Source organism: Winkia sp. C0117E2, from assembly GCF_056590455.1.
Genome location: NZ_JBWPWD010000001.1, coordinates 239,371 through 253,097, shown reverse-complemented (window position 1 = coordinate 253,097; position 13,727 = coordinate 239,371). Strand labels below are relative to the sequence as shown.

General features: G+C 54.3%; 9 protein-coding genes. 8 read left to right on the top strand and 1 reads right to left on the bottom strand.

Features of this window, described 5'->3' with window-relative positions:
* Window positions 1-31 precede the first annotated feature (31 nt).
* From AC1EKG_RS01120 to AC1EKG_RS01105, 4 genes are all read left to right on the top strand, one after another.
* The gene (locus AC1EKG_RS01120; protein ID WP_048707418.1) at window positions 32-2,170 is read left to right on the top strand and encodes a CAP domain-containing protein; all 2,139 of its coding nucleotides are present in this window, start codon (window positions 32-34) and stop codon (window positions 2,168-2,170) included.
* Window positions 2,171-2,593: 423 nt separating this feature from the next.
* Window positions 2,594-4,048, top strand: a complete 1,455-nt coding sequence (locus AC1EKG_RS01115; protein WP_481067707.1) for an amino acid permease — start codon at window positions 2,594-2,596, stop codon at window positions 4,046-4,048.
* Between the two features lie 2 nt (window positions 4,049-4,050).
* Window positions 4,051-5,043: an asparaginase gene (locus tag AC1EKG_RS01110; protein WP_481067706.1), complete on the top strand. Its 993-nt coding sequence runs from the start codon at window positions 4,051-4,053 to the stop codon at window positions 5,041-5,043.
* A 276-nt stretch (window positions 5,044-5,319) separates the two neighbouring features.
* Window positions 5,320-5,562, top strand: a complete 243-nt coding sequence (locus tag AC1EKG_RS01105; protein WP_004805004.1) for a hypothetical protein — start codon at window positions 5,320-5,322, stop codon at window positions 5,560-5,562.
* Between the two features lie 51 nt (window positions 5,563-5,613).
* On the opposite strand, the gene AC1EKG_RS01100 is transcribed toward AC1EKG_RS01105, so the two are convergent.
* The gene (locus tag AC1EKG_RS01100; RefSeq protein WP_004805006.1) at window positions 5,614-7,359 is read right to left on the bottom strand and encodes a BCCT family transporter; all 1,746 of its coding nucleotides are present in this window, start codon (window positions 7,357-7,359) and stop codon (window positions 5,614-5,616) included.
* A gap of 110 nt (window positions 7,360-7,469) precedes the next feature.
* On the opposite strand from AC1EKG_RS01100, the gene coaE reads away from it, so the two are divergent.
* The 4 genes from coaE to AC1EKG_RS01080 all read left to right on the top strand — a co-directional run bounded on the left by coaE (window position 7,470) and on the right by AC1EKG_RS01080 (window position 13,712).
* A complete protein-coding gene (gene coaE, locus AC1EKG_RS01095) occupies window positions 7,470-8,111 on the top strand; it encodes a dephospho-CoA kinase (protein WP_204369650.1) in 642 nt (213 codons plus the stop codon).
* Window positions 8,111-10,204: an excinuclease ABC subunit UvrB gene (gene uvrB, locus AC1EKG_RS01090; protein ID WP_481067718.1), complete on the top strand. Its 2,094-nt coding sequence runs from the start codon at window positions 8,111-8,113 to the stop codon at window positions 10,202-10,204. The genes coaE and uvrB overlap by 1 nt, the downstream gene beginning before the upstream one ends.
* Complete coding sequence (locus AC1EKG_RS01085) at window positions 10,205-12,592, top strand: HAD-IC family P-type ATPase (protein ID WP_048707406.1); 2,388 nt, start codon at window positions 10,205-10,207, stop codon at window positions 12,590-12,592.
* Between the two features lie 136 nt (window positions 12,593-12,728).
* Complete coding sequence (locus AC1EKG_RS01080) at window positions 12,729-13,712, top strand: TerC/Alx family metal homeostasis membrane protein (protein WP_048707404.1); 984 nt, start codon at window positions 12,729-12,731, stop codon at window positions 13,710-13,712.
* Window positions 13,713-13,727 lie beyond the last annotated feature (15 nt).

Genomic DNA, 13,727 nt, shown 5'->3' with positions numbered 1-13,727 from the left:
ATTCGAAGAAACTTCTAAGAAGGAGTAAAAATTGGCTACTAAGAACATGTTCCGCCCTCGGCAGGTTGTTGCAGCCTCAGCTTTAGCCGCCATAACTGTTGCTTCGTTGAGTGCATGCTCCACCAATAACGAGCAAACTGAAAATGCACTCAAGTCGGCTTCCTCGCCGAGCGCACAAGGCGGATCGACGGGAAGTGCGGAAGAAAAACAGACTCCTAAGAAGGATTCTCCGAAACGTCAAGGTAAGGATCAAAAGGAGGAGGCATCTCACCCGCAACAGCTGCCGGGAGTGGCGGATACTGGAACAGTTGGCACACCAGCAGAATCCGAAAATAACCATTCTCAGGGCACCGCCGACCTGTCCCAAAACTCCCAGCTGCAATCCCTGGTTCCTCGTCAGAAAACGGAAGGTGGGACCCTCAATCCGGCCACCAAGGTAGGCGGGAACTCTAGTCTTGTCCAGCCGGTTACGGTTACTCGTCCTGGCAAGAATAAGCAGGATCAGGTAGCGAAATCCCGTCCGACCTCGCCAGCTAAACCGGGCGCTGGAGAACAGGCCCCAGATGCCACCCAGCCCAGTAATCCTGGTGGGGGAACCGGAGAGCCCGGCAGCGACGCGCAGGCAGCCCTGACAGAGGCCCTCGAAGCAGCCCGTACCTCGTACTCACAGGCCAAGAATCAGGCGGCTCAAGCCGAGATGATTTTGCAGGGAGCGAACGCCCAGCTCAAACAGAAGCAGACAAAGCTTGCCGAAGTGAAAGCCAAACTGGAGGCAGCCAAGCAGAAGGTAGAACAGGTTGAAGAAAGAGTAGCCGCAAGTAGGACTGCAACGAAGAATGCTAATGCCGCGCTATTGAGGGCCCAAGTTGCTGCGAACAAGTCAGTAGAAGCAGCTCTCTTCCGACTCGAGGCGGTGAAAGCGGAAGTAAAGAAGGCTGTGGCCAATGTAGCTGAGGCAAAACACGTAGCACAATCGGCTCGTGCCGTTGCTCAGCAGAGGAAAGCTGCTGCCGAAGAAGCTAAGCAGGTGGTTGTTGATACTCAGGCGGCCTACGATTCCCTCGAAGCAGAAGTTCCAGAAGGCCAGAGCTGGCCAATCGGGGACTGGCGCAAAGTCTCTGTGCATGACCGGGAGACCCTGATCGCACACATGCTAATGGAGAAGATAAATTCCTACCGCGAGAAGGCCGGGCTTCGTCCGCTAGTTGCCAACCATGCAGCTGATCATGCCTCAAGGACCTGGGCGCAGTTCATGGCCCAGGAGGACAACCTGATACACGCTAGTGACCTTATTAGCGGAATGGATCTGAAGTACATAGACGGACTGAAGTACATCCACGCTGAGAACATCGCTTGGGTCGGAGGGGGAAAGTGGCGTAGTCCGCTGGTGCTCGCCGACGAAGTCTTTGATGCTTGGAAGAAGTCGGAATGGCATAACAAGAACATGCTGCGGGACTGGTCCTACCAAGGACTGGGGGTAGCCACCACTAAGACGGGCGGTATTTACGTGGCCCACCGGCTCTACCCAGTAGGCGAATTGCCTGAGTCTGATTCCTACAAGATAGCCTCAACCCGCCTGATAGCTGGGGTGGACGTAACTGGTGACATTACTTATGAAGGAGAGAAACTAGGAGATAATCCTGGTTACATCGCTGGCAGCGAGAACTTGCCTACGGAAGACCCAGCTGGCTTCATCAATAATGCCACCAAGCAGGAACGTCTAGAAGAAGCCCAGGCAAAGGTGGATAAGGCTAAAGCTGAAGCAGAGAAGGCGCAGGCTGTGGCAGACAGTGCCTCTGCTTCCGCTGAGGAAGCAGGAAGCGCACAGGTGCAAGCTGAAGAAGCCTCCAAGCAGGCTCGCCAGCGTCAAGAGATAGCTGAGACAGAAATAGAAAAGGCTAAGGAGGAGGCGGCTGCGGACCCACAGGTTGAGGAAGCGCAGCGGCAAAACGACGAGGCTGAAGCCCGTCAGGCAGAAGCTGAAGAGGAACTAGACTCTGCTAAGCAAGAGGAAGCTGCTGTGGCGGAGGAGGTAGTGACCGCAGAAGGTGAAGAGCAAGAAGCGCAAGATATTGCGCTGGCTGCGGCTGACAATGCGGAAAACGCGCAGAAAGCAGCAGAGGCAGCTGCCGAGAAGGTAGCTGAAGCAGGACAGGCGCTGGAGGACTAGCAGAGTATCGGGATAAGTGAGGGGCAGTTATTACACTGCCCCTCACTTTTACATTTAGAGCAGATCAGAAAACCTAAATTGTGTAAAAGGCAAACCGGCTCTAGCGCTTTATGGCTAACATAAAATGCATACGCGGATGCCCCTTCATTCATTGGTGAGTGGAAAAGGTAATACGGTAAGTCGCTACAGAGAGTCAATAACCGGGAGATTAGGCAGAATGCTATTGAGAAGCCATAGCCAGGACTAGTTAGGGCTCAAAGACGAGTACGAAACGGATTTTCTTACCTAACTCTAGGTATGTTAACAATAAACAAATGGTATTCTCTTTGGAGTTTCTTTACTGCTATGACCTAAGACTTACTGTCCGTAGAGATTTAGGTGATAGATCAATACTGTTCCAAGACAAAAGAAAAGGTACTCAAAATGTCTGAGGCAAAGAAAACGCAGATCAAGCAGGATAAATCTGACGTTGGATACGACAAGGCGTTAAAAAACCGCCACGTTCAGATGATTGCTATTGGCGGCTCCATTGGCACCGGGCTGTTCCTTGGTGCAGGTGGCCGCCTTGCACAGGGAGGACCTGCCCTAGCTATTTCGTATGCCCTATGTGGGTTCTTCGCATTTATCATGGTGCGCGCTCTAGGGGAGCTGACCATTCATCGTCCGTCCTCGGGTGCGTTCGTTTCCTATGCGCGCGAATTCCTTGGGGAGAAAGCTGCTTATACAACTGGATGGCTATTCTTCCTAGACTGGGCGGTCACGGTGATGGCAGATATTACCGCAGTTGCGCTCTACTTGCACTACTGGTCTTTGTTCGGTCATATTCCGCAATGGATTCTTGCGGCGATTGCGCTGGCTGTGGTTTTTACGCTGAACATCTTCAGCGTCAAGTTCTTCGGCGAGTTTGAATTTTGGTTTGCAGCTATCAAGATCGCGGCAATCATTGCGTTCATGGTAATTGCTATCTGGGCGATCGTGACTGGTGCGGCAGTGGGCAGTGAGCACGCGGGAATCCATAACCTAACTGCAAATGGCGGTTTCTTCCCGATGGGCGTGTTGCCAATGTTTACCCTTTCGCTCGGTATCATTTTTGCGTTCGGCGGAACGGAAATGGTCGGAGTAGCAGCTGGTGAAGCTGCGGAGGCTCGCCACGTCCTTCCTAAGGCCATTAACTCTATGATCCTGCGCATTGCCTTCTTCTACGTTGGTTCTGTGGTGCTAATGACGCTGGTGTTGCCCTGGACTGCATATTCGAAGGAAGAGTCGCCATTCGTGACATTCTTTACCGGTATCGGCGTTCCCCATGCTGGTGACATTATGCAGGTTGTGGTGCTGACTGCAGCGCTCTCCTCGCTAAATGCCGGCCTTTACGCTACTGGGCGCACGTTGCGTTCGATGGCTGTGGCAGGCGAAGCGCCAAAGATTGCTGCACGGCTTAACAAGCACAAGGTTCCGACAGGCGGCATCGCGATTACCTCACTGCTCGGGCTGATCGGCGTCCTTATCAACTACGTCTATCCGACCAACGCTTTCGAGATTGTAATGAATCTGGCTGCCATCGGTATTGCTGGAACCTGGATTTCGGTCCTCGTTTCTCACTGGGTGTTTGTGCGCAAGGCAAATGCCGGGGAAGTGGAGCGGCCGGACTACCGGTTGCCGCTGGCGCCCTGGTCAAACCTGCTAGCTATCGTATTCTTCGCCGGCGTGATCGTCTCGATGGTATTTGACACGGATGGGATTGGCAGGCAGACCCTGTACATGTTCGTTGGCGTAGCTATTGCGATGGTGATTGGTTGGTTCGCAGTGCGTAATCGTATCGATCCGGACCTAATGGACTCTATGCTTGATGAAAACATAGAGGAGCTTCCTAAGGAGTAAGCGTGCGTATTCGGGTTATCTACACTGGCGGCACCATCGGAATGGTGTCTTCTCCGAACGGGCTAATTCCGGGGGCGGACCTTGAAGGATGGTTGAAAAAACTGCTGGCTGGAACCGATCTTGAAGGGGTAGTCGGCCTCACTGAGCTGGATAAGCTTATTGACTCCTCGAACGCGACCCCAGACGACTGGGAAGCAATCTTGGCCGCCCTCGACACGTACCGAGCAGACGCCTACGTCGTGCTGCATGGAACAGACACCATGAGCTATACTGCGGCAGCTCTGTCGTATGCACGAGTCGGCAAGTCGGAGCCAGTGGTGATTACCGGTTCACAGCTACCTCTGGGAGCTCCGGGGTCAGATGCCGGCAAGAATGTCATGGGGGCACTCACCGCCGCTTCCTCTGGCAAAGCGCAAGGAGTGAGCCTTTATTTCGGTGACCACCTACTTGGCGGTAATAGGGCAACGAAGGTTTCTTCGTGGGGATTCGAAGGATTCGCTACTCCTGCTGTGCCCCCATTGGCGATTGCGGGTGGGCCCTGGCACTGGAATAAGCCCGAAACAATCGCCCGGGAACAGGAATTCCCTTTCAAAAGCCGCGCCCCCTACAAACGGCACGACGTGGCTGTAATAGATCTGGTGCCGGGTATTACAGCAGAGAGGTTATCCGCACTCGTCACTCCCAAGCCTGAGGCCGTCATCGTCCGGGCCTTTGGGGTCGGCAACGCGCCCTCTAACGAACCCGGTTTCGTAGAGGTGCTGGGGGAGCTAGTGCGAGCGGGCGTGCCCGTAGTTATCGCTTCCCAGTGCGTCCAGGCAGAAGTCGTTCTAGGTGCATACGAAACTGGAGATGTGCTGGCAGCGGCGGGCTGTGTAGGTGCTGCAGATATGACCCTGGAAGCAACCTACGCGAAGCTGGTGTTCCTGCTAAGTCAAGGCTTGACTGGTAGGCAGATTGCCGAGTGGATGCGAAAGCCTATAGCTAGCGAGCTGTAAGCGCGAAACCATAAAGGGGCGGGAGGGGAAACCTTCCCGCCCTTAGCGCGCTCTAAATGGCAGTGGAGAAAAAACTGTAGCAGAGCTAACAGGTTGCTCGACATGAGCCCAACTCCACTGTTTCTGTTGGGCTATAAGAAGCAAAATCTGAAATTTTTGAAGCCCCCCTACCTTGGCACGCTCCAAAACTTTTTAGACAGTTGTGCATTACCTGCCTAATCCGCAAACTATTAACTGCCTAGAAGGCAGAGGATACGAGGATGGAAGGACGATGTGATGGAAAAAGTCAAAACAGCAACCGGTACTAGAAAAGATATTCGATCGATCGCCTACATAATGGCGTTCACCCTGGGCTTACTTCTAATCATTGCTGGTGCGGTCATGTCTACCCCCGTACCCGCAATTGTGGGAGCACTGCTGCTAGTTGCGTGTTCAGTAGCGGTCATGATCACTGAACCAGAAGCTCTAGACATCTACGCACAGGCTTACTCGGACTCGGAGGCGTACACCCGTCACTAGAGTTGAGACATAAAATATGCTCCCCGGATGGGGAGCATATTTTATGCCCTTTTACTTCTTACGACGTTGGGCACGGAAAGATTTCATGTACCTGCGCACTTCCGGAGCGACCGTGATCGGTTTCGGCCTGTGCGACTTGTCCGTGCTTGTAGAAGTGATGTTTTCGGTGACTTCCTCAGAAACAGCCTGCACCAACATGGCGTGTCGGATCCGGCGGTCCTGCTTATCCATCTGTTTCTTGGTTTGCCCCAGATTTCGCCACACCGATATTGCCATACCGATGATTACCAACGAGAAGGGGAGTGCGCCCATAATCGAGAGCGACTGCAGTGCAGCCAACCCGATGTCAGAAGACGAAGAGCTCAGAACGGCTGCAGTTACCGCGCCAGTCATAGCTGCCCAGGTCAGTCGTACCCAAAGGGAAGGATCAGGGTTGCCAGCGGTGGAAAGCATCGAAATGACGTAGGACCCGGAATCTGAGGACGTGACGAAGAAGATCACGATTACGATGATCGCCACGCCGCAAAGTAGCTGGGAGGCTGGCAGGTTCTCAAGAGACTGGAAGAACGCTGTATTAGCGTCAATCTTTCCGTCTGCACCTGCGAATGTAACGTCGCGGAACATCTGCTGGTAGAGCGCGTTACCCCCCATTATTGCGAACCACACGAAGGTGACAAGAGTGGGAGCTGCGATCGTGCCGATGATAAATTCCCGTACTGTCCTCCCTCTGGAAATTCGGGCGATGAAGACCCCGACGAAGGATGACCAGGCCATCCACCAACCCCAGTAGTAGGTGGTCCAGGATGCTAGCCATTCGGTGCCCTTTATGCCCTGGAAGGGGAAAGTTCTAAAGGACATGTTGATCAGGTTGCCAAAGTAGGTGCCAAGATCCTGGACGAACTCGTTGAGCAGGAATGTGGTGGGGCCTAGTGCGGCTACGGCAAAGGCGAGCAGCGCAGCAACGACCAGGTTGGTGTTCGATAGGAACTTGATGCCTGCGTCCAGCCCTGATGCTACAGAGAGAGCCGCGAGGGAGGAAATGATGATAACGAGGATGATTAGGATCGTTTTGGTGGCGTGGAATCCGGTCAGATATTCGATGCCTGCGGCCACCTGGTTTACGCCTAGGCCAAGCGAGGTGGAGATGCCGAGCACGGTACCGATTACCGCGACTGCATCTACCAGGTCGCCAAAGTGGCCTTTGACTCGCTTTTCGCCCAATACTGGTTCTAGAGTCCACCTGATTGACATGGGGCGGCCACGCCTGAAGCCTGCCCAGGCAATGGATAGGCCAACAATTGCGTAAATTGCCCACGGGTGCATGCCCCAGTGCAAGAATGAAGTGCCAATCGCTAGGCGAGCATGTTCGGCGTCACTCGTAGTAGTCCCCGGAGGGGGAGTCATGAAGTGTGACAGCGGCTCAGCTGCACCGTAGAAAACCAGACCGATGCCCATGCCTGCTGCGAAGAGCATGGCGAACCAGGAAATGGTGGAGTATTCGGGTTCCTCATCTTCCTTCCCCAGCTTCAAATCGCCGAACTTACTAAACGCCACGACGAGGGCGAAGATGACACACCCCGTGGCAACTAGTACGTAATACCAAGAAAATGAACCTACGATTTGGCTGGAAACGGTAGAAATGGCGCTCTCGAATTGCTCGGGGAACACGATCGCGCTGAGGACGAACAATACGAGGATGGCGACAGAGGGGTAGAAGACCCACTTAGAAACGCCGGCGACCGCATAATCGACCTTCTTTTTAGGCTTCTTTTTTGTAACTTCAGTTGAAGATGTCATTAACACTCTTTACTATTGGGGGCATTCACCTTCGTCAGTGTTTCATCAAAATTCGCTGTTGGCTAGTTTGCGTATGTGGGAGGGCGGGCAAATCCGGCTACACTAGCAGGGTGGCTCTAGATTCATTGGTGTTGATAAATCGGTTACCGAAAACCGATGGTCAGGGACTGGCGATGGCGGTCTCTGGGGGCATAGGTGCGGGCAAGTCTACGGTGTCGGCGACGCTTGCGGAGCTAGGGGCGCAGGTAGTCAGTGCTGACCAGATCTCACATGATTTAACTGCCGGCGATGGTGATGCACTACCTCCAATTCGAGCAGCTTTTGGTAGTGCGGTGTTTCGTGCCGATGGCAGCCTAGATCGACAGCAGCTAGCCAAACGGGTGTTCGGCGATGATGAGGCACGCGCCCGCCTGGAGAGAATTATGCACCCACTGATCCAGGCTCGTGCACGCTCATTCCTAGACGCAGTAGAGCCGGGCAAGGTGCGTGTATATGACATTCCTCTTTTAGTCGAGACCGGATTTGAGACTGATCTGGTGCTAATCGTGTGGGCTCCACTGCAGGTGCGAGTGCAACGTCTTATTGGTAGAGGTTTGAGTGAGGATGAAGCCCGCGCGCGTATGGCTGCGCAGGTTAGTGACACTGAGCGATTGCAGGTAGCAGACGTAGTAGTAAATAACTCTGGCAAACAAGAAGAAGTCCGCCGTGCCATCGAAGAGGTGCTTTGGCCAAGACTTCTTGAAAGGGCATGATGACCGACTTTCCAAAAGCTGAGCGCAAAGATAAACGTTTCGAGGTTATTAGCGAGTATTCGCCTTCGGGTGATCAGCCTACCGCGATCGCGGAGCTTGCTGAGCGGATCAACAATGGCGAGAAGGACATAGTCCTGCTTGGCGCGACGGGCACAGGCAAGTCAGCGACCGCTGCCTGGCTAATCGAACAGATTCAGCGTCCAACTTTGATCATGGAGCCGAACAAGACGCTGGCGGCCCAGCTCGCCGCCGAGTTTCGGGAACTGCTGCCTAACAATGCGGTCGAATACTTTGTGTCCTACTACGACTACTACCAGCCAGAAGCGTACGTGCCGCAAACCGATACCTATATCGAAAAGGATTCCTCGATTAATGACGAGGTGGAGAGGCTTCGACATTCGGCCACGAACTCGTTGCTGACCCGGCGCGATACTGTAGTGGTTTCTTCTGTGTCCTGCATCTACGGCCTGGGTACGCCGCAGGAATACGTGGCCCGAATGGTGGCCCTTGAAGTGGGCATGCAGATCGACCGCGACGTACTACTGCGCCAATTTGTCACCATGCAGTACCAGCGCAACGACATGTCTTTTACTCGGGGGACTTTCCGAGTCCGCGGGGACACAATCGAGATAATCCCAGTTTACGAAGAGCTGGCGATCCGCATCGAGATGTTTGGTGACGAGATTGAATCGTTGACTACGTTGCACCCACTTACAGGCAACGTGGTTCGTGAAGAGGAACAGGTCTTTATTTTCCCCGCCTCGCACTACGTGGCCGGCCCGGAGCGCATGGAACGTGCACTGGAGTCGATCGAGAAGGAACTGCAGGAGCGGCTGGCAGAGCTGGAACGCGAAGGCAAGTTGCTGGAAGCGCAAAGGCTCCGTATGCGAACTACCTACGACCTCGAGATGATGCGCGAAGTAGGGACCTGTGCGGGGATCGAAAACTACTCGAGGCACATAGATGGCCGCGGTCCCGGTACGCCACCGAACACGCTGCTTGACTATTTCCCAGATGATTTTGTGCTGATCATTGACGAGTCTCACGTCACCGTGCCGCAAATTGGAGCCATGTATGCGGGCGACATGTCCAGAAAGAGGACGCTGGTGGACTTCGGCTTCCGCTTGCCATCGGCGATGGATAACCGCCCGCTCAAGTGGGAAGAGTTCCTAGAGCGGATTGGGCAGACAGTCTACCTGTCAGCTACGCCCGGAAATTACGAATTAGAGAAGTCGGACGGAGTGGTGGAACAGATTATTCGTCCTACTGGGCTGGTTGATCCTAAGGTAGTCGTGAAGCCGACGGAGGGACAGATTGATGATTTACTGGGCGAGATACAGGCGCGAGTAGCCAAGGAAGAGCGAGTCCTAGTCACTACCCTGACCAAGAAAATGGCTGAAGACCTGACCGACTACTTCGCCGAACGAGGAGTGCGAGTCGAATACCTGCACTCGGACGTGGATACGCTGCGCCGCGTGGAATTGCTGCGAGAGCTGCGCCAAGGCAAATTTGATGTGCTGGTCGGCATCAACCTGCTGAGAGAGGGGTTGGACCTTCCGGAAGTGTCACTTGTGGCTATCTTGGATGCGGACAAGGAAGGGTTCTTGCGCTCTACTACCTCGCTAATTCAAACGATTGGCCGTGCGGCCCGAAATGTCTCTGGCGAGGTCCACATGTACGCCGACAACATCACGGAGTCGATGCGTTTTGCTATTGACGAGACAGAGCGGCGACGCGAAAAGCAGATGGCCTACAACAAGGAACACGGCATTGATCCGCAGCCTCTTCGCAAGAAGATCTCGGACGTTACCGATATGCTCGCCCGCGAGGACATAGATACTGAAGAACTACTGCAAGGACACTATCGGGGGGCCCGCTCTGGTCCGAGCCGAAAAGAAATTAGTGAGGCAGATCTATCCGTGCGTGCCCGCCTGGCTTCCGCCGCAGAGGGCGATCTATCTGGTTTGATAGAAGATCTGACGAAGCAGATGCACGCCGCCGCAGCGGAATTGCAATTCGAGGTTGCTGGGCGGCTGCGTGATGAGATAGCAGACCTAAAGAAAGAACTACGGCAGATGAAGGCAGCTAACTAGATGAAAGGGCTAACTTCCAGGCAGGCTGGTGAGCTAGCGCAGGCTGGGAAAGTAAACGTGGCGCACGTGACGACGTCGCGGCCTCTTCACGAGATCGTCAAAGCGAATGTGTTTACGCTATTTAACGCCATTTTGGCTGCCTGCTTGGTAGTGGTTATAGCACTGAGGTCTTGGCCGGATGCGGTATTTGGGCTGGTTCTTGTTACAAATGCGGCTACGGGTATTTTTACTGAATGGAGGGCGAAACGCACCCTGGACAAGGTCGCAATTTTGAATACCTCCCCGTTGAATGTTCTTCGCGATGGTCAGGAAACGCAGTTACGGCCAGATCAGATCGTGTTAGGAGACTGGCTGCGGATAAAACGCGGCGACCAGATTCCTGCTGACGGGGTAGTTGAAGAAGCTCAAGGCTTTGCCTGCGACGAGTCGATCCTTACCGGTGAATCGAGAGCCCAGAAGAAAAAGAACGGCGATGAAGTGCTGTCAGGCGCGACCGTTACTGCAGGTAGTGCGCTGGTTAGCGTGAAGGCCGTCGGAGATGATTCCTACGCTGCTCGGCTGGGCGCAGACGTGCGAAAGTTTAAGCTTGCCAAGTCCGAGATCGCAGACGGCATCAACCGGATTATCGTTCTTATTGGCCGGGCGATCCCCATCATGGTGCTTATCCTGGCGTGGTCACAAATCCACGTGGCCGGCGGATGGAACCGGGCGCTAGGCAACGGTGCCTGGCGAGGCATAGTTATTGCGGTGATTGCCGGAATAGTGGGGATGATTCCACAGGGGCTCGTGTTGTTGACGTCCGTGAACTTTGCTACGGCCTCCCTAAAACTGGTGAAGAAAGGCGTGCTCGTCCAGCAGATGCCGGCTGTTGAAGTGCTCGCCCGTGTCGACACGCTCTGCCTGGATAAGACCGGCACTTTGACGAGTGGTCGGATCGAGCTAGGTGATATCGTGCCACTTTCAGGCGGTGGCCGCCCACTTCATGCGTGGCAGGATCCGAAAGATCCCGCCAGGGCATTCGCCGATAGCGAGCCCGAGGCCGCACGAGCTCTGGCGGCGCTGGTAGCTGATCGCGTAAACGAAACGGCGCAGGCCATCGATGATGCTCTGGAAATAGGACCAGCTGAGGGCAAAATAGATCCCTTTGACTCGGGGCGGAAGTGGGCAAGCTTCACTACCCAGGGCGTCACGTGGTATTTGGGCGCGCCAGAATTTATTGCTACCTCTGAACAAACTATGCAAGCCGTTGAGCGGGCTGCAGAAAACGGTACAAGAGTACTGCTGCTGGTAAGAGCCGACGGGAAACACTCTGACCTTGCCCCTTCCCGAACCGACTGGGCACTAATCGCGTGTGTAGAACAACTTCGCCCGGACGCAAACCGCACTTTGCAGTACTTTAGGCAGCAGGGTGTACGTTCCCTGATCATCTCGGGTGACAACCCAGTCACTGTAGCTGCGGTGGCAGCAAAAGCAGGCATGGAATCTCCGCGGGTAGGGGATGCTCGCGACCTTCCTAGAGACATTAGCGAGATAAGCGAGGTACTAGAGAATATTGATGTGCTAGGGCGCGTTTTGCCAGAACAGAAGCAATATATTGTGCAGGCTCTGCAGGCCACCGGCCACACTGTAGCCATGACAGGTGATGGGGTAAACGACGCGTTGGCGCTAAAGGAGGCTGACCTGGGAGTTGCCATGGGGTCTGGCGCTCCGGCTACCAAGGCTGCCGCGAAGATCGTGTTGTTGAACGGAGAGTTTTCTGCCTTGCCACCGGTTGTGGCCGAGGGGCGCCGAGTACTGGCGAATATGGAGAGGGTATCGTCACTGTTCTTGACGAAAACTGTCTACGCAACAATCATTGCAGCCCTGGTCAGTATTTTTACGATTCCGTATCCTTTCTTGCCGCGGCATCTGACGCTCATTAGCGTGTTCTTCATTGGGCTGCCGGCTTTTATTTTGGCTTTTTCGCCCACAAACCAGCGCTATCGCAGAGGCTTCTTGCGCCGCACGCTGTCAATCGCTCTGCCCAGTGGTGTTGTGGCGGCCGGATGTGTCTTCTTCGCATACTGGTGGACTGCCAGGGGAATACATGCCGGTAGAGCCGATGCTGCCACGGTCGCTACTATCACTCTGGCCCTGATCTCGGCTACAGTCTTGGCTTTGGCTTCCAGGCCCTTGTTGACCTGGCGGGGCCTGCTGGTGGGGGCTATGGTCGCAGCTGTCGTGGGTGTCATTGCTGTGCCAGATCTGCGATTCCTCTTCTCGTTAGCTTTCCCTGCCCGGCAGCTATGGCAAGTGGCTGCCATTGCGGGAACGGTTGGGGTGGTGCTCGTGTTGGTGGCAGCCAAGATGCGAAGCACCACATTAGGGCGTCAGCGTCGTCGTAGCTGACGCACGCCTTGTACACTTGAGGCGGAGGGGAGTACTTCCAGAAACATTGGGGTCGTCATCACGGCGCAAGCCCGGTCCCATAGCCTTGCAGGCGGAAAGAGACCTCCGTGTATTTTTGGTACCGGAGGATAAATAGTTGGACGTACACATTCTTGGGTGGATAGGTCTGTCCGCCATGATCATCGGCATGATCATCTTCGATATTATTGCCCATATTCGTACCCCTCACGAACCTACTTTGAAAGAGGCAGCACTTTGGTCTGCCATCTACGTCGGGTTGGGACTGTCCTTCGCACTAATTGTGTGGGGTATCTGGGGTGGTTCCTTCGCGACTGAGTATTTGGCGGGATTCTTGACCGAGAAATCTCTGTCGCTGGATAACCTCTTTGTTTTCATCATTATCATCACTGGGTTCAAGGTTCCCCGCCGGGATCAACAGATAGTGCTGTTGTGGGGGATCGTTATTGCAATTCTCGCCAGGTTAGTGTTCATTTTGATGGGGGCGGTTATTATCAACCGCTTCGCGGCAGTGTTCTACCTTTTTGGCGCATTCTTGGCTTACACCGCGATCAATCAGGCGCGCGAGGGCGTGGGCTCCCTTGAAGAGGAACAGCAAGAAGAATACAAAGAGAACGCCCTAACTAGGTGGGCGCGCAAGATCTTCCCTGTCACCGATGGGTTCGTGGGGGATAAGTTCTTCCACCGCCACAGTGGCAAAACCTACCTGACTCCCATGCTGCTGTGTGTTGTTGCTATTGGCTCGGCCGACATCATGTTTGCAATGGATTCAATTCCAGCTATTTTCGGACTAACTAACGAGCCGTATCTGGTGTTTGCCACTAATGCGTTCTCTTTGCTGGGCTTGCGGCAGCTTTACTTCCTGATTGGTGGCTTACTCGAGAAGCTAGTGTTCTTGCACTACGGGCTTGCGCTGATCCTTGGTTTCATTGCAGTGAAACTATTCCTCCACGCCCTGCACGAGGCACCAATATTTGGTTCTGAAACTTGGGCACAGGCCCTTCCTGAGCCGTCTATCGCGTTCTCGATGGGCTACATCATAATTGTTATTGCGATAACTACAATCGTCTCTTTGTGGTATACAAAGAAGCACGCAAAGTAAAGTTTTCCCCCTACA